The 16739-nt window shown below is 63.9% G+C and carries 16 protein-coding genes; 6 read left to right on the plus strand and 10 right to left on the minus strand.

All coding sequences use genetic code 11. From position 1 onward, the window contains the following. Window positions 1–2 precede the first annotated feature (2 nt). The 7 genes from BMY03_RS02945 to mreB all read right to left on the minus strand — a co-directional run bounded on the left by BMY03_RS02945 (window position 3) and on the right by mreB (window position 9631). The gene (locus tag BMY03_RS02945; protein ID WP_094010205.1) at window positions 3–854 is read right to left on the minus strand and encodes a carbon-nitrogen hydrolase family protein; all 852 of its coding nucleotides are present in this window, start codon (window positions 852–854) and stop codon (window positions 3–5) included. Window positions 855–867: 13 nt separating this feature from the next. After that, window positions 868–4674, minus strand: coding sequence for a YhdP family protein (locus tag BMY03_RS02950; protein WP_094010206.1), 3807 nt, complete (start codon window positions 4672–4674; stop codon window positions 868–870). Window positions 4675–4762: 88 nt separating this feature from the next. Beyond that, window positions 4763–6220 (minus strand): ribonuclease G, encoded by a 1458-nt coding sequence (gene rng, locus BMY03_RS02955; protein ID WP_023630855.1) that lies wholly within the window; start codon window positions 6218–6220, stop codon window positions 4763–4765. Window positions 6221–6274: 54 nt separating this feature from the next. Beyond that, a complete protein-coding gene (locus tag BMY03_RS02960) occupies window positions 6275–6874 on the minus strand; it encodes a Maf family protein (protein WP_094010207.1) in 600 nt (199 codons plus the stop codon). Between the two features lie 29 nt (window positions 6875–6903). Then, window positions 6904–7392: a rod shape-determining protein MreD gene (gene mreD, locus BMY03_RS02965; protein WP_023630854.1), complete on the minus strand. Its 489-nt coding sequence runs from the start codon at window positions 7390–7392 to the stop codon at window positions 6904–6906. After that, window positions 7392–8381 (minus strand): rod shape-determining protein MreC, encoded by a 990-nt coding sequence (gene mreC, locus BMY03_RS02970; RefSeq protein ID WP_232888049.1) that lies wholly within the window; start codon window positions 8379–8381, stop codon window positions 7392–7394. The genes mreD and mreC overlap by 1 nt, the downstream gene beginning before the upstream one ends. 212 nt (window positions 8382–8593) lie before the next feature. After that, window positions 8594–9631, minus strand: coding sequence for a rod shape-determining protein MreB (gene mreB, locus BMY03_RS02975; protein ID WP_003255163.1), 1038 nt, complete (start codon window positions 9629–9631; stop codon window positions 8594–8596). 203 nt (window positions 9632–9834) lie between these two features. Here mreB and gatC point away from each other — a divergent pair, with 203 nt between their 5' ends. From gatC to BMY03_RS03005, 6 genes are all read left to right on the plus strand, one after another. Next, window positions 9835–10122: an Asp-tRNA(Asn)/Glu-tRNA(Gln) amidotransferase subunit GatC gene (gene gatC / locus BMY03_RS02980; protein WP_094010209.1), complete on the plus strand. Its 288-nt coding sequence runs from the start codon at window positions 9835–9837 to the stop codon at window positions 10120–10122. Window positions 10123–10137: 15 nt separating this feature from the next. Further along, window positions 10138–11589: an Asp-tRNA(Asn)/Glu-tRNA(Gln) amidotransferase subunit GatA gene (gatA, locus tag BMY03_RS02985; RefSeq protein WP_094010210.1), complete on the plus strand. Its 1452-nt coding sequence runs from the start codon at window positions 10138–10140 to the stop codon at window positions 11587–11589. A gap of 11 nt (window positions 11590–11600) precedes the next feature. Next, the gene (gene gatB, locus BMY03_RS02990) at window positions 11601–13046 is read left to right on the plus strand and encodes an Asp-tRNA(Asn)/Glu-tRNA(Gln) amidotransferase subunit GatB (RefSeq protein ID WP_094010211.1); all 1446 of its coding nucleotides are present in this window, start codon (window positions 11601–11603) and stop codon (window positions 13044–13046) included. 104 nt (window positions 13047–13150) lie between these two features. Then, window positions 13151–13525, plus strand: coding sequence for a septal ring lytic transglycosylase RlpA family protein (locus BMY03_RS02995; protein WP_031315376.1), 375 nt, complete (start codon window positions 13151–13153; stop codon window positions 13523–13525). 61 nt (window positions 13526–13586) lie between these two features. Further along, window positions 13587–14630: a calcium/sodium antiporter gene (locus BMY03_RS03000; RefSeq protein ID WP_038707423.1), complete on the plus strand. Its 1044-nt coding sequence runs from the start codon at window positions 13587–13589 to the stop codon at window positions 14628–14630. 10 nt (window positions 14631–14640) lie between these two features. Further along, entirely contained in the window at window positions 14641–15027 is a 387-nt protein-coding gene (locus tag BMY03_RS03005; protein ID WP_023629763.1) for a carboxymuconolactone decarboxylase family protein, read from the plus strand. 57 nt (window positions 15028–15084) lie between these two features. Here BMY03_RS03005 and BMY03_RS03010 read toward each other — a convergent pair whose 3' ends face one another. Genes BMY03_RS03010 through BMY03_RS03020 form a run of 3 tightly spaced genes read right to left on the minus strand, consistent with a single transcriptional unit; the run spans window position 15085 to window position 16700 of the window. Then, window positions 15085–15315 (minus strand): hypothetical protein, encoded by a 231-nt coding sequence (locus BMY03_RS03010; protein ID WP_023629764.1) that lies wholly within the window; start codon window positions 15313–15315, stop codon window positions 15085–15087. After that, window positions 15312–16013, minus strand: coding sequence for a lipopolysaccharide kinase InaA family protein (locus BMY03_RS03015; RefSeq protein WP_023629765.1), 702 nt, complete (start codon window positions 16011–16013; stop codon window positions 15312–15314). Before BMY03_RS03015 ends, BMY03_RS03010 begins: the two co-directional genes overlap by 4 nt. Window positions 16014–16019: 6 nt before the next feature. Then, window positions 16020–16700, minus strand: a complete 681-nt coding sequence (locus BMY03_RS03020) for a class I SAM-dependent methyltransferase (protein WP_094010212.1) — start codon at window positions 16698–16700, stop codon at window positions 16020–16022. Between the last annotated feature and the right edge of the window lie 39 nt (window positions 16701–16739).

A 16739-nucleotide genomic window follows, 5' to 3' on the forward strand; every position in this document is an offset into this window, starting at 1 on the left:
AGTCACTCCGAGGTATGCGCAGGCCGCAAGGCGTCCTGCGAGAAAAAGCGCCGGTGTGTTGTAACCGGCATGCGCGCCCGAATGGACGCCTGTTCTTCGATATCGCGCGTGGCAAGCAACACCGCCTCGCCTCGCGCCTGTTGCACGACGATCCGCCCCCAGGGATCAACGATCGCCGCCTGGCCGTGGGTTTCCCGAGGCCCCGGATGTACGCCGCCCTGGGCGGCCGCCAGTACATAGCACTGGGTCTCGATGGCCCGTGCGCGAATCAGCACCTCCCAGTGCGCGGCGCCGGTCACCGCGGTGAACGCCGCTGGCGCGCTGATCAGTTCGGCCCCAGCGGCGCGCAAAGCGCTGTACAGCTCGGGGAAGCGCAGGTCGTAGCACACCGACAGGCCCAGGCGGCCCACCGGTGTGTCGGCCACCACTACCCGGCTGCCGTGGGCATAATCGTCCGACTCGCGGTAGCGGCCACGGTTATCGGCCACGTCCACATCGAACAGGTGCAGCTTGTCGTAGCGAGCGGCGATCTCGCCATCCTCGTCGATCAACAGCGAGCAGGCATGAGCCTTGGCCTCAGGCTGACCGGCCGGCGGCAACGGCAAGGTACCCGCGACTATCCATAACCTGTGGTCGCGGGCGGTGCGTTTCAACCATGGCAGGATCGGCCCCTCACCCAGCGCCTCGGCCCGACCAATGACCGCGGCGTCACGCCGGCCCATGGCGGCGAAGTTTTCCGGGAGCACCGCCAGCCGCGCGCCACCAGCGGCAGCCTGCTCGATCAGCACCGTGGCACGTTGCAGGTTGGCCAGCACATCGTCCTGGCTGACCATCTGGATCACTGCTGACGTCATGACCACCCCTGGGTTATTTATCAAAGGGTTTCACAAAGGTGATTTTAGGCTCTTTGACCGGTCCTTCGACGCGATAGTGCACGCTGGCGAAGCGCGCCACCCGATCACCGATCAGGCGATCAACGAGGAACAGCGCGCCACCCACCGCCGGTGCGCCGACAATCAATGCGGCGAGCGGAAGATTGTTGGTCACAGGCAATGTCACCAGCAGGTTGGCATCGACCCGGTCCCGGACAAAATCCATGGTGCCATCAAGCTCGAAGTTGCTCGAGGGCCCGGTGACGGTGATCGGCTTGCGCGTCACGTAGACCCCCTCGCTGGCTACCAGCAAGCCTTTGACCCGATCATAGGCCAGCCCTTTGCTGAAAAGGTCGGAGAAGTCCAGACGCAGGCGTCGGCCAATCGAATTGAAGTTGAGCAGACCGAACACCCGCAAAGCCTGGGCGCTGCCCTCGACCTCCACGAACTGGCCGCTGCGCAGGGCAGCGTCGAGGCTGCCGGAGTACCGATTGAGGCTTACCCAGGCCGGCGAGCCTGGCCAGCGGCCATCCACATCCATGCGGAAATCGCGGCTGGTGACCGTAGGGGCGAAACCCCAGGCCTTGAGGACATCGCCGAGATCCTTGCCGTCGATGCGCCCCTTGTACCAGCTCGAACTACTGCCCGGCTCGCCTTCCCAGCCACCAGTGCCGTCGATATGCAGCCCCTTGAGGTCCAGGTCGATGTCGCTCATCAGCATGCCCCGGGCTCCCTGGCGCAGCTTCAGCGTAGCGCTGCCAAACAGGTCGTCGCCGCGGTACAGTTTGTCGATGGTCAGATCCAGCGCGGGCACCTTGCGCGGATCGACATCAGCCAGGGGGTCAGGCGCATTCTCAGCCTGGGCTTCGTTAGGGTCGGCCGGCGGCAGGCGCAGGCTCTGCAGGCGGATGGACATTGGCGCGGTCTTGGCATCGGGAATACGCGCGTTGCCGATGACCTCCCTGCTGTCCACGCGCAGGTCCCAGGCTGGGCCGCCACGCAGCAGGCGAATCACTGCCTGGTTGAGGTCCATGCCGAATGCCTTGAGCTGGCCGATGCTCAGGTCAACGCTCTGCAAGTTCTGCCGGGCACTGCCGCCCGGATCCTTGCCGGCGAGGCGCTCCATCTGTTGCTGCCAAGGGGCCAGGTCCAGTGTCTCCAGCCGGCCACGCACCCTCAGGCCCTGGCCAGACGGCAAACTGGCCTCGCCTGTGCCCAACAACAGCTCGCCACGGCCCTGGGCCAGCCTGTCCGCAGGAGCGGCATAAGCGAAACGGGCCAGATCTGCGTAGCTGCCATCAATACGCCGTTCGGGGCCCTGCAGGGTCAGGCCGAAGCGGCTGTCGCGCGTCTCCCCGGCAGCTTTGCCAAACGGCGCCGGCAGGTCGATAGCGAGGCCCTTGAGTGATGAATTCACGATCAAGCGGTTATCGCGGCTGCCCAGTGTTACTTGCAACTGATACGGCAGCTCGCCCGAGGCTGGCAGTGGCTGCGTGTACTGCAACCAGTCGGTCAGGGCCTTGAGGGCAACCTGGCCACTGGCATTGATCCGGGTCTGGATCTGGCCCTGCCCTTCGGCGGTGATCTGGGCACTGACCGGTTTGCCGAAGGCGTGCAGGCTGATGTCCTTGCCGCTCAGGCCCTTGTCGATATCGAAGCTGAAGTTGCCCTTCAGCTGGCTCAGCTCCAGGGACGGAGGCGCCACTTTCAAGATGGCGTCGGCAGTCGCGAAATCCACCAGCACCTTGGGCCGCTGCCCGTGAGCCAGAGGAACATCGAGCTTGACCTTGCCTTTGAGCGGCCCCTCGCCCTCCCAGCCGGCGAATATTTCCTCGGTGCCGATAGGCGCTTGCTTGAGGATCTTCAGCCCGTCGCCGAGGCTGCCCGCAAAATCACCCTCCAAAAGCAGGTGGCTGGGCTGTCCACCTTCCACATGAGGGATGTCGACACTGACATCGCTGACCTGGGTGTCCAGCAGCAACCCTTTGTGAGCCTGGATGCGCACGCCGGTATCTTCGATATAGACATTGCCATCGACCTGTTGCACCTGCGGCCAGCCCGGCTGGAAATCCAGCGCCGCGTCATGCACCTTGAAGAACAGGCTGATATCGCGAGCGTGAGGGGGTGCATCATGATGCAGTGACCCCTGGTACTGGAAGTAGCCCTCGTCGACGCTGCCCTTGACGATGGCACTGCGCAGCCATTCGTCCAGAGCGGGGCTTAGCACCTCGGGCAGATACTTGGCGGTGTAGCGCCCGTCGCCCTCGGTGAGGCCTACCCGCAGGTCCATGTAGTCTTCATGGCCCGGCTGCAGGTGGATACGAATCAGAAAGTCCGCGGCAATCTTGCCCTCGTCGCCCAGCACCTTGATATAGGGGGCGACCAGGGTGAAGGCCTCCTTGTCCAGGGTCCAAGTGAGGCGGGCATTGGCTTTAGGGTAATGCCAGGGTTTGCCGAAAATCGGGTACAGGTGCAGCATGAATGCCTGGGTATCCAGGCGTAGCTCGCCTTGCCCGAGGTCACCGCTGATCGCCCCGGTGACATTACCGGCAGCAGGCGCGCCGTGATAGGCATCGAAGCCGACCTTTTCCAGATTGGCGGCGAACTGCAGCCGTTGGTCACCTTCGGCCTTGGGGCGGATGTCCAGGCGCACATTGCGCAGGGCACCCGTCACCTTGAGCGCGTCGACCACCGTCATCAGTTTGTCCGGCAATGGCGCCAGGGCGTCGATCAGCGGCGTCAGCGGTGTCAGGTCGAGCCGGTCAGCCTGCACTTGCCAGCTTTCCTCGGCTGGGCCCTGCCCCGGACGCTGAGCCAGTTGCAGGTGCGACTCCCAACGCGCCTTGCCAAGCGTCATGGCCAGAGAGTCGACAGCGACGTCAAAGCCCTGGTCCTGTCGCTGGAACCAGGCCGACAGCGCCAGGTTGTCCACGGTGATGGCCTTGCGCCCGGTATAGGCCCCCTTGAGCTGCGGAGCATTGAGACGAACCATCGCCCGTTGCAGTTGCCCTTGACTCCAGTCGATCCAGAACTCACCACCGGCACGCAAGGCACTGGCCTGCCATTGGCCTAGCAATCGCGGCGGCAACCAACGCGCCCAGTCGCTCTGCGGCAGGCTGAGATAGGCTTGTACACGTCCGTCGCGCCAGGTCTTGGCTGTGGCGCGGCTGTTCAGGCTCATCGCCAGGGGCTGGCCGTCGGGCAACGTGGCGCGCAGATCAACGCTTTGGCGTGAGGCCCCCGCCTGCACGCCGAGGCTGACGTAGGTAAGGGTCAGGGGATCGCGCTGCCATGGATGCAGGGTGACCTGGCTGTCGAAGACATCGACTCGTCCAAGTTGGCGCAGACGCGTGAGTGCCTGCGCCGGGTCAAGCGGAGCATCTTGCTGCTGCGGCAGGCCTTCAAGGGCCCAGACACCCTCCTGGTTTTCACGCAGGATCAATTGCAGGCCGCTGAGCTGGATCCGCGCCAGACGCACTTCACGCGCCTTGAGACTGGCCCACAGGTCAGGCACCAGCTTGACGTCGTCCAGACGCAACCCTGTGGCCCCCTCGCCCAGTTGCAGGTCGCGCACCCGCAGCATCGGTGCCAGGCCGCTCCAGCGCCCCTCGAGCGCCCCGACGTGCACGGGCATGCCCAAGGCCTGTTCGGCCTTGAGTTCGGCGTCTGCACGGTATTCGGCGACCAGAGGCACCAGTTGCCGACCGAGGCTGACATACAGCGCCACCAGCACCGCCAGCAGGGCGCAGATAACCAGCCCCCAGCGGGTCAAGGCGCTCAGAACGCGGGTCAGACGTTCCATGGCCGAGGCCCTCCAAGTCGTCCCTTAACTATGGCCGGTGTATAGCGCTTTGCCAGCCCATCCATGGGGCGACCGCTGTTAGAAAGGGTCAGAGCAGCACCACATCGTATTGTTCCTGGGAATACATGGACTCCACCTGGAAGCGGATGGTTCGCCCGATGAAAGCTTCAAGTTCGGCGACATTGCCCGACTCTTCGTCGAGCAGGCGGTCCACGACCTTCTGGTTGGCCAGCACACGATAGCCCTCGGCCTGGTAGGCACGGGCTTCCCGAAGAATCTCGCGGAAAATTTCGTAACAGATCGTCTCCGGTGTCTTCAGCTTGCCGCGCCCCTGACACGCCGCGCATGGTTCGCACAGCACCTGCTCAAGACTTTCCCGGGTGCGCTTGCGCGTCATCTGCACCAGGCCCAGTTCGGTGATGCCGATGATGTTGGTCTTGGCGTGATCACGCTCGAGCTGCTTCTCCAAGGTACGCAGGACCTGGCGCTGGTGCTCCTCGTCCTCCATGTCGATGAAGTCGATGATGATGATCCCACCGATGTTGCGCAGGCGCAGTTGCCGGGCAATCGCGGTGGCCGCCTCGAGGTTGGTCTTGAAGATGGTCTCTTCGAGGTTGCGATGACCGACGAACGCACCAGTGTTGACGTCGATGGTGGTCATCGCCTCGGCCGGGTCTACCACCAGATAGCCACCGGACTTGAGGGGTACCTTGCGCTCCAGCGCACGCTGAATCTCGTCTTCCACGCCGTACAGGTCGAAAATCGGCCGCTCGCCAGGGTAATGCTCCAGGCGATCGGCGATTTCCGGCATCAACTCGGCCACGAACTGGGTGGTCTTCTGGAAGGTCTCCCGCGAGTCGATGCGGATCTTCTCGATCTTCGGGTTGACCAGATCACGCAGGGTCCGCAGCGCCAGACCGAGGTCCTCATAGATGACCACGGGCGCTCCGCTGGTCTTGATCTGCGAGCCGATCTGCTCCCACAGGCGGCGCAGGTAGCGGATGTCCTGAAGGATATCCTCGGCACGTGCGCCCTCGGCCGCGGTACGCAGGATGAAGCCACCGGCGTCCTTCATCTCCTCCTGGGCCATGCTGTCGGTGACCACCTGCTTGAGGCGATCACGCTCGGCTTCATCTTCGATCTTGAGGGAGATACCGACATGGCTGCTGCGCGGCATGTAAACCAGGTAGCGGGACGGAATAGACAGCTGAGTGGTCAGGCGAGCGCCCTTGCTGCCTATGGGGTCCTTGGTGACCTGCACTACCAGCGCCTGGCCCTCATGGACCAGTGCGGTGATGGTCTCCACCGCAGACCCTTCGCGCTGGGAAATCTCCGAGGCATGGATGAACGCGGCCCGCTCCAGGCCGATATCGACAAAGGCTGCCTGCATGCCCGGCAACACCCGCACCACCTTGCCTTTGTAGATATTACCGACGATGCCACGGCGCTGGGTGCGCTCTACGTGCACCTCCTGCAGGACTCCGTTCTCCACCACTGCCACGCGTGATTCCATCGGGGTGATGTTGATCAGGATCTCTTCACTCATGGCGCGCTCTCGTCAGTGGTCTGGGGTAATGATGGATTGCTGCGGCGTGGCTGGCTAGCGCTGTGCGGAACCCTCTTGCAGTTGCCAACATGGCACGCCGAATTGCTCGAGCAGTTCGGCGGTTTCACTCAGGGGCAGCCCGACCACGGCCGAGTAGCTGCCCTCGATGCCGCTGACGAACACCGCGCCCAAGCCCTGGATCGCATAGCCACCGGCCTTGTCGAGCGGTTCGCCGCTGTTCCAGTAGCGCAGCGCCTCTTCGAAAGAGATGGTGCGAAAGCGCACGGTGGTGCTGACGCAGCGGCTGATACTGCGCTGGCCATCGGTCAGCGCAACGGCGGTAAGCACCTGGTGTTCGCGCTTGGAAAGGTCGCCAAGCATGGCCAACGCCTGCTCACGTTCCTCCGGCTTGCCAAGGATCTGGCCATCGAGCACCACGGTGGTGTCGGCGCCCAGTACCACCCCTGCGCCATCGGTGTGGGCGAAGCCCGCAACCGCCTTTGCCTGGGCCAGGCGCTCGACGTAGGCCGCCGGCGCTTCGCCCGGCAACGGGGTTTCATCGATGGGCGCGCTGACCACTGTGAACGGCACACCAATCTGGGTCAGCAGTTCACGGCGGCGTGGCGAGCCGGAGGCCAGGTACAGCTGGGTCATGTGGACATCTCCCTGTCAGTGGCGGCGCGTCAGTGGATATGCAGACGATGGCGCAGGCCGCGCAGGGCAAAGCTGACCCACGGCCAGAGCAAGGCGCTGATCACCGCCGACCAGACCAGGGCCAGGGTCGGCAGGCGATTACCGGTCAGCGCGCTGAGCCACAGCTGGATCAGTTGGGCGATACCGAAGATCACCAGGATCACCAGGCTCTGCTGCCACATGGGGAACATGCGCAGGCGCTGCTGCAATGACAGCACCAGGAACGTGATCAAGGTAAGGATCAGGGCGTTCTGGCCGAGCAGGGTGCCATACAGCACATCCTCGGCCAAACCCAGCAGGAACGCGGTGGTCATACCGACCTTGCCCGGTACCGCAAGGGTCCAAAAGGCCAGCAACAGGGCCAGCCACATCGGCCGGAACACTTCCATGAACTGCGGCATGGGCGAAACGCTGAGCAACAGGCCAATGGCGAAGGTCAGCCAGATGGCCCAGCCGTTTCTGCTACGGGTGCTGGCCATTATTGTCTCCGGGGTTGGGCGGGCGCGGCGGCCGGTTGGGCCGGCGCCGTGCCTGCAGCCGGCGCTGGGGTCGCGGAGGGCGAACCAGGTGGTTGCTGGGGGGCGCCAGCCGGTACCGCGGGAGCTGGCGCGGCCGGCACCTGGTTGTGGCTGGCCCCCTGGCGATCAGCTTCTTCCTGAGCGATCGCGGCCTCGGTGGCGCGCTCCTCGGGCGTGCGCCGGTCGCTGAACACCAGCAGCATATAGCGACTGCGGTTGAGCGCGGCGGTGGGGATGGCACGGACAATGGCGAAAGGCTGTCCGGAGTCATGAATCACTTCATTGACCGTCGCCACCGGATAGCCGGCCGGAAAGCGCTGGCCCATGCCGGAGCTGACCAGCAGGTCACCTTCCTTGATGTCGGCGGTGTCGGCCACGTGGCGCAGCTCCAGGCGCTCCGGGTTACCCGTGCCACTGGCGATGGCGCGCAGGCCGTTGCGGTTGACCTGCACCGGGATGCTGTGGGTGGTGTCGGTGAGCAGCAGCACCCGCGAGGTGTAAGGCATCAGCTCGACCACCTGGCCCATCAGGCCACGGGCATCGAGCACAGGCTGGCCGAGGAACACGCCATCGCGCTCGCCCTTGTTGATCAGGATACGGTGGGTGAACGGATTGGGATCGACACCTATCAGCTCGGCAACTTCGACCTTCTCGTTGACCAGCGCCGAAGAGTTGAGCAGCTCACGCAGGCGCACGTTCTGCTCGGTCAAGGCGGCCAGCTTCTGCAGGCGCCCCTGCAGCAGCAGGGCCTCGGTCTTGAGTTTCTCGTTCTCGGCGATCAGTTCGGTGCGACTGCCGAACTGGCCAGCCACGCCCTGCCACGTGCGCTGCGGCAGATCGGTGATCCAGTAGGATTCCATCAGCACCAGGCCCATCTGACTGCGCACTGGCTTGAGCAGGTCGAAGCGCGAGTCGACCACCATCAGCGCGACCGACAGCACGACCAGCACGAGCAGGCGAACGCCCAGCGAGGGGCCCTTGGAGAAAAGCGGTTTAATGGGCCGTTCCTCGTGGACGACTCAGGAGGTCATTGGACATGGGGCAATGCACCGGCCTGCTGCGGATTGACGGAAAAGGCGCCCGGGCGGGCGCCAGCACAGCGCTTACAGGTAGCACTGTGCGTGCCACCTGTAAACCTGGACATACACTACTGCTTCAGCGATCACTCGCTGGAGAGGAGGTCCATGGCGTGCTTGTCCATCATCTCCAGGGCACGGCCACCGCCGCGGGCGACGCAGGTCAGCGGGTCTTCGGCGACGATCACCGGCAGGCCGGTTTCCTGGGCTAGCAGCTTGTCCAGGTCGCGCAGCAGCGCGCCACCACCGGTCAGCACCAGGCCGCGCTCGGCGATGTCCGAGGCCAGCTCCGGCGGCGACTGCTCCAGGGCGCTCTTGACCGCCTGGACGATGGTCGCCAGCGATTCTTGCAGCGCCTCGAGCACTTCGTTGGAATTCAGGGTGAAAGCACGCGGCACGCCTTCGGCCAGGTTGCGGCCACGGACGTCGACTTCGCGCACTTCGCCGCCCGGGTAGGCGGTACCGATTTCCTGCTTGATGCGCTCGGCGGTGGATTCGCCGATCAGGCTGCCGTAGTTGCGGCGCACGTAGGTGACGATGGCTTCGTCGAAGCGGTCGCCGCCGACGCGCACGGATTCGGCGTAGACCACGCCGTTGAGCGAGATCAGGGCGATCTCGGTGGTACCGCCACCGATATCGACGACCATCGAGCCGCGGGCCTCTTCGACCGGCAGGCCGGCACCGATGGCGGCGGCCATGGGTTCTTCGATCAGGAATACTTCACGGGCACCGGCACCGAGGGCCGATTCACGGATGGCGCGGCGCTCGACCTGGGTCGACTTGCACGGCACGCAGATCAGCACACGAGGGCTGGGCTGCAGGAAGCTGTTCTCATGCACCTTGTTGATGAAGTACTGCAGCATCTTTTCGCAAACGCTGAAGTCGGCGATCACGCCGTCCTTCATCGGACGAATGGCAGCAATGTTGCCGGGGGTGCGGCCCAGCATGCGCTTGGCTTCGGTACCGACTGCGACGACGCTTTTCTGGTTGCCGTGGGTACGGATGGCAACAACCGAGGGCTCATTCAGGACGATACCGCGCTCACGCACGTAGATAAGGGTGTTGGCAGTACCCAGGTCGATGGACAGATCGCTGGAAAACATGCCACGCAGTTTCTTGAACATGGGAAAGTGACCCTGGGGAAAGCGTGGGTAAAAAAGTGCGGCAAACTCTAACAATGGCAGGGATTTTGGGCAAGGAGCCAATATGTTAAATTGGTTGTTTTTCCGAGCATGCCTGCCGATGTTCGCGGCCCTTTGACCGCCAGAATGCCGGCATGTTCCTCATCTGCGGACCCATTCCGTTTTTCGTTTCCCTGGAGATCCCCATGGCGCTTCAACGCTCCGACGTGGAAAAGATCGCCCATCTGGCCCGCTTGGGCCTGAATGAAGGCGAATTGCCACGCTTCACCGATGCCTTGAACAGTATTCTCGGGCTGGTCGACCAGATGCAAGCCGTCGACACCTCTGGCATCGAGCCCCTCGCCCACCCGCTGGAAGCCACCCAGCGCCTGCGCCCCGACCAGGTCACCGAAAGCAACCAGCGCGACCGCTACCAGGCCGTCGCCCCGTCGACCGAAAACGGTCTGTACCTGGTTCCGAAAGTCATCGATTAAGGGATAGCGCCTGCCATGCATCAACTCACTCTGGCCGAAATCGCCCGCGGTCTCGCCGACAAGTCGTTCTCCTCGGAAGAACTGACCGGTGCCCTGCTGTCGCGCATCAAGCAGCTCGACCCGCAGCTCAACAGCTTCATCACCGTCACCCAAGCACAGGCCCTGGACCAGGCGCGCGCCGCCGACGCCCGCCGTGCCTCTGGTGAGACCGGCGCGCTGCTCGGTGCGCCGATCGCCCACAAGGACCTGTTCTGCACCAACGGCGTGCGCACCAGCTGCGGCTCGAAGATGCTCGACAGCTTCACCGCCCCGTACGACGCCACCGTGGTCGCCAAGCTGGCCGAAGCCGGCATGGTCACCCTGGGCAAGACCAACATGGACGAATTCGCCATGGGCTCGGCCAACGAGTCCAGCCACTACGGCGCGGTGAAGAACCCGTGGAACCTCGAGCACGTGCCCGGCGGTTCCTCCGGCGGCTCGGCCGCCGCCGTGGCCGCGCGCCTGCTGCCGGCCACCACCGGTACCGACACTGGTGGTTCGATCCGCCAGCCGGCAGCCTTCACCAACCTGACCGGCCTCAAGCCGACCTATGGCCGCGTATCGCGCTGGGGCATGATCGCCTACGCCTCGAGCCTCGACCAGGGCGGCCCGCTGGCCCGTACCGCCGAAGACTGCGCCCTGCTGCTGCAGGGCATGGCCGGCTTCGACGCCAAGGACTCTACCTCGGTCGACGAGCCGGTACCGGACTTCAGCGCCAACCTGAACGCCTCGCTGCAAGGCCTGCGCATCGGCCTGCCGAAGGAATACTTCGGCGCCGGCCTCGACCCGCGCATCGCCGACCTGGTTCAGGCCAGCGTCAAGGAGCTGGAAAAGCTCGGCGCGGTGGTCAAGGAAATCAGCCTGCCGAACATGCAGCATGCCATCCCGGCGTACTACGTGATCGCCCCGGCGGAAGCCTCCTCCAACCTGTCGCGCTTCGACGGCGTGCGCTTCGGTCATCGCTGTGAAGATCCGAAAGATCTGACCGACCTGTACAAACGCTCCCGTGGCGAAGGCTTCGGCGCGGAAGTGCAACGCCGCATCATGGTCGGCACCTACGCCCTGTCGGCCGGCTACTACGACGCCTACTACGTCAAGGCGCAACAGATCCGCCGCCTGATCAAGAACGACTTCATGGCCGCGTTCGCCGACGTCGACGTGATCCTCGGCCCGACCACGCCGAACCCGGCCTGGAAACTTGGCGCCAAGAGCAGCGATCCGGTCGCCGCCTACCTCGAAGACGTCTACACCATCACCGCCAACCTGGCCGGCCTGCCGGGCCTGTCGATGCCAGCCGGCTTCGTCGACGGCCTGCCGGTGGGCGTGCAACTGCTGGCCCCGTACTTCCAGGAAGGCCGCCTGCTCAACATCGCGCACCGTTACCAGCAAGTCACCGACTGGCACACCCGCGCCCCCAACGGCTTCTGAGGAGTTCACACATGCAATGGGAAGTTGTGATCGGGCTGGAGATTCATACCCAGCTCGCCACCCAGTCGAAGATCTTCTCCGGCAGCGCCACCACCTTCGGCTCCGAGCCGAACACCCAGGCCAGCCTGGTCGACCTGGGGATGCCTGGCGTGCTGCCGGTGCTCAACCAGGAGGCCGTGCGCATGGCGTGCATGTTTGGCCTGGCGATCGATGCCGAGATCGGGCCGCGCAACGTGTTCGCGCGCAAGAACTACTTCTACCCCGACCTGCCCAAGGGCTACCAGATCAGCCAGATGGACCTGCCGATCGTCGGCAAGGGCCACCTGGACATCGCCCTGGAAGACGGCACCATCAAGCGCATCGGCGTGACCCGCGCGCACCTTGAAGAAGATGCCGGCAAGAGCCTGCACGAAGACTTCAACGGCGCCACCGGCATCGACCTGAACCGCGCCGGCACCCCGCTGCTGGAGATCGTCTCCGAACCGGACATGCGCAGCGCCAAGGAAGCCGTGGCCTACGTCAAGGCCATCCACGCCCTGGTGCGCTACCTGGGCATCTGCGATGGCAACATGGCCGAAGGTTCGCTGCGCTGCGACTGCAACGTGTCGATCCGGCCGAAGGGCCAGACCGAGTTCGGCACCCGCTGCGAGATCAAGAACGTCAACTCGTTCCGCTTCATCGAACGTGCGATCAACAGCGAGATCCAGCGCCAGATCGACCTGATCGAGGACGGCGGCAAGGTGGTGCAGGAAACCCGCCTGTACGACCCGAACAAGGACGAGACCCGCTCCATGCGCAGCAAGGAGGAAGCCAACGACTACCGTTACTTCCCCGACCCGGACCTGCTGCCGGTGGTCATCGAGCCAGGCTTCCTCGACAGCGTGCGCGCCGCCCTGCCGGAGCTGCCACCACAGAAGGTCGAGCGCTTCCAGAGCCAGTACGGCCTGTCGGCCTATGACGCCAACGTGCTGGCCTCCAGCCGAGAGCAGGCCGACTACTTCGAACAGGTGGTGAAGATCGGCGGCGATGCCAAGCTGGCCGCCAACTGGGTGATGGTGGAACTGGGCAGCCTGCTGAACAAGCTCGGCGTCGAGATCGACCAGTCGCCGGTCAGTGCCGAATACCTCGGCGGCATGCTGCTGCGCATCCGTGACAACACCATCAGCGGCAAGATTGCCAAGACCGTGTTCGAGGCCATGGCCGCCGGCGAAGGCGATGCCGACAGCATCATCGAAAGCCGCGGCCTCAAGCAGGTCACCGATACCGGCGCGATCGACAAGATGCTCGACGAGATGCTCGCCGCCAACGCCGAACAGGTCGAACAATACCGCGCCGCCGATGAAGCCAAGCGCGGCAAGATGTTCGGCTTTTTCGTCGGCCAGGCGATGAAAGCGTCGAAAGGCAAGGCCAACCCGGGGCAAGTGAACCAATTGCTCAAGGCCAAGCTCGAAGGGTGACCCCAATCGCGGTGCAAGTCGCATCGGCGCACCGCCGCTCCCACGATCTGTCGTGGGAGCGGGCTTGCCCCGCGATCGTCTGCGGCAACACCGGAGTGTCCGACTTGCTAAAACGATCCCTCACCACCCTCACCCTCTTCTCCGTCCTGGCCGGCTGCGCCAGCCACGACATCGACCCCCGCGGTTACAACGAAACCGGCACCGCCTCCTATTACGGTTCACGCCACCATGGCAAACGCACTGCCAGCGGCGAGCCCTTCAACCAGCATGGCCTCACCGCCGCCCACCGCAGCCTGCCCTTTGGCAGCCGTGTGCTGGTCACCAACCTGGCCAACCAGCGCAGCGTTGTGGTACGCATCAACGACCGTGGCCCGCACACCCGCGGCCGGCTGATCGACCTTTCACGCGCAGCCGCAGAAAAAATCGACATGCTCCGTAGCGGAACCGCGCGAGTCCGGGTACAAGGTCTGAGCGATTGACCTGACTGGAGCCCTCGCCATTTTCGACCTGGCCACCCTCCCCGCCTTCAGCCTGCTGCAACTGGGCCTGGGCCTGCTGCTGATGATCTTTGGTGCCGAGCTACTGGTACGCGCCGCTCTGCGCCTGGCCAGCCGCCTGCACGTGCGCCCTCTGATCATTGGCCTGAGCCTGGTCGCCTTCGGCAGTACGGCGCCACAGCTGACCGTGAGCCTGCAAGCCGCCTACCAGGGCGCGCCGGATGTCGCTGTGGGCAGCGTCGTGGGCAGCAACATCTTCAACGTGCTGGTGATCCTGGGCCTTGCCGCACTGATCATTCCGCTGCGTGTGTCACGCCAGCTGGTGCGCCTGGATATCCCATTGATGATCCTCGCCAGCGCCCTGGTATACCTGCTCGCGCTCAACGGTGAACTGGGGCGGCTCGAAGGCGGCCTGCTACTGCTCGGGTTGACCGGTTACCTGGCCATGCTCTGGCATCAGTCGCGCCACTACGCCCGCACCTACCCGGCGCCATGCACCAAGCACGCCAGCCCGCTGCGCTTCTGGAGCGGGGCACTGCTGCAGATTCTCCTGGGGCTGGGGCTGCTGAGCCTGGCGGGTTACCTGGTACTGGAGGCAGCCGTCGAGGTGGCGACCGACCTGGGCCTGTCCGAACGCATCATCGGCCTGACCGTGGTTGCGGTATGCACCTCGCTGCCGGAACTGGCCGCCGCGCTGATCGCGGCCCTGCGTGGCGAACGGGAGATCGCCGTGGGCACGGTGATCGGCAGCAACCTATTCAACCTGCTGGCGGTGCTGGGGCTGACGGCAGTGACCGCACCCGCTCCCTTGTCGATTTCACCCAATGCACTGGACTTCGACCTGCCGGTGATGCTCGGCGTCGCCGCGCTGTGCCTGCCAGTATTCTATTCAGGCTACCGGGTAACCCGCGCCGAAGGCCTGGTATTCCTGTGTCTTTACCTGGCCTACGGCCTGCACGTGGTGACCTTCACCACCGGCCTGCCATTGGCCGGACGCCTCGAACAACTGATGCTGTTCTATGTAATGCCGGTGCTCGGGGTCGTGCTGCTTTACACGACGATCCGCGCCTGGCGCCGCCAACACTAAGGAAAACAACATGGCCGACACGAAACAGACGGGTGAACGTATTCGCCGCCAGGTGATGGGCGATGCGTTCGTCGATCGCGCCCTGGGCAACGCAACGGCGTTCACCCAACCGCTGCAGGACTTCGTCAACGAACATGCATGGGGCAGCGTCTGGGCCCGCGACGGGTTGCCGCTGAAGACCCGCAGCCTGATCACCCTGGCCACTCTGACCGCGCTCAAGTGCCCGCAGGAACTCAAGGGCCACGTACGTGGGGCGTTGAACAATGGCTGCACGGTCGAGGAGATTCGCGAGGCGTTGCTGCATTGCGCGGTGTATGCAGGGGTGCCGGCGGCGATCGATGCGTTTCGCGCGGCGCAGGAAGTGATCGACAGCTATCAGGCGAGTACCGCGGATTAAACGGCGAAACGCCAGAGGCTCATGGAGATCCCCTGGCGCCCGTCAAGACGACCTGCCTCAACCAACCGGCCGCAGGCCCTGGCTCATTCCGAACAGAAACAGTAAAAGATCATGATCTGGCTGAGCCTGCGCCTGGTCAGCCTTCACCACACGAGGCAACGGGCACTGCCCACCCTCCCCGGCCTTGCTGAACACCATGGGCCGCGGTTGCTCCCAGGCCGCCGCCGCTGCGGTAGTCACCGCTAACGCCGCAACCAGGAACAAAGCTCGAGCGATTTCTAGTTTCATTGCCCTAAACCTTTGACAGCGCTGCCAAACGCCATTTGGTAAAAGTAGAGCAAGGTTTGCCACTCCGCTTCACTGAACGACGAGTGGCGACGCAATTGACGCAGGTCGTTGTACGCCGCCCGCTGGCAACTGATGCGCCGACGGCATTTCTCCAAATCCAGCAATGCGACCTCCACCCGGGCCTGCTCGCCTTCGCCATATACCTTGACGAACACATGCTTGCCATACAGGCAACCATGCTGCCAATGGCCCAGGTGCATGCGCGCCAGATTGTCGGCCAGGTCCTTGAACATGCGCTCTTGCACTGCCTGTGGGTATCGCTCGCGAGCCCCCGAGGCATGCCAGGTGTCAAGATCGACAAAGCCGTCTAGGGCTTCACTGACCAGCAACGCACGCCACTGGTGATCGGCGTCACGCTCGGCACCTGCATAGACGATACGGGGTACCCGCACGCCCAGTTGCTCGAAACTGTGCAACGCATCAAGTTCGCGCAACACCGTGGGGCGCCCGAAGGGATGCAGAAGGCTGCGGTAGATATGCCCGACCTGGCGTTTCGCATACAGCATGTGGCCGTGGTCATCACTCAGTCGTTGCACGCCGCTCTCGCCGCCACGCCGCTGGTTGGGTTCCTCGACCCATTCCCCTTGCTGCTGCCAGTAAAAATCGAACTGTCTGGATTGATGCTGCGCTACCGCCATGACCCTTTACCCCTTGCGCAATACGTAAACTCGCCACATGGCATAGAACGGCAGAAAGTCGAGACGTTCCTGGATTCTGAAGCCAGCTGAGGAAAACTCTTCTTCCACTGTAGCCGCAGGTAACACAAATCGATTTTGGTAGCTGTCCTGCGCAGCCCGGAGGCTGCGCCGAGCCTCAAGCTTGCGCCGACGCCAAGCTTTGAAATTGCCGTCCACCCACAACGACAAAATCACACTATCACGGCTAACCCTTTGAAATTCAGAGAGAATTGTCTTTCGATGCGCGGGATCACCTATGTGATGGAACAGGCGCATGCAGAAAATGCTGTCCACCGCGTTGTCCGGCAGATCGATCGCAAAGGCGGAAGTCTGCAAGGGCCGTACCCGCTTGACGATCTCTGGCGGTTGTGCCGCACAGGCTGTCTCAATCATCGCGGCAGAATTATCTGCCCCGATGATGACCCGGTTGGCTTTTTCCGCCAGCAAAGGCCAGAACCGTCCTGCACCACAGGGCAGATCGAGCACCAGCCCCGGCTCGCCGGCAAGCGCCAGGGCTCGTCGCGCCAGTTGTTCGTCGCGCTGGTGGGAAAGGCGCCGAGCCAGGCCATCCTGGTGCTTGAGAAAATACTGACGAGCATGATCCCGGTCGTATTTTTCCGAGAATTCGAGTTTGATGGGGCTACGCATTGGGCATCTCCTGACTCCAGTGCGCCCACCTTATGCAGG

The sequence above is a fragment of the Pseudomonas soli genome (assembly GCF_900110655.1).
Taxonomy (GTDB): domain Bacteria; phylum Pseudomonadota; class Gammaproteobacteria; order Pseudomonadales; family Pseudomonadaceae; genus Aquipseudomonas; species Aquipseudomonas soli.